The sequence below is a fragment of the Bacillus sp. NTK071 genome (assembly GCF_017303315.1).
In the GTDB taxonomy this organism is placed as follows: Bacteria; Bacillota; Bacilli; order Bacillales; family Guptibacillaceae; genus Guptibacillus.
This window is the reverse complement of the sequence record NZ_JAFKOI010000065.1, coordinates 1-272: the sequence shown is the minus strand read 5'-3', so window position 1 is coordinate 272 and position 272 is coordinate 1. Positions and strand designations below refer to the sequence as shown.

General features: G+C 52.9%; 1 protein-coding gene. It reads right to left on the bottom strand.

Translation table 11 applies throughout. The annotated features are described in order from the left end of the window. On the bottom strand, positions 1–272 hold a 272-nt coding region (locus JI666_RS21045), incomplete at both ends, for a hypothetical protein (protein ID WP_206895029.1).

The window sequence follows — 272 nt, the reverse complement described above, 5'->3', positions numbered from 1 at the left end:
CGATTTAAGACTTCACGTCCGCGTGGGCCGAGTGTTTTCTTGGCCAGATCATCTTTAAAGTGGACGATCACCCGCGCCATGACATCCGGCTCATCACTATGGACATCTTGCTCCAGAATGTGGCTCATCACTTCCGACTTGTGGGCCATGTCCCATAGCTCGTGGTAATACTGCTCGGTGTTCGACTCTTCGTCGTCATCGGCACCGATCAGCTCGGCAAAAATAGCGTGTACCGCAGCCATGTGAGTTTGAGTTTCCGACAGCAATGCACG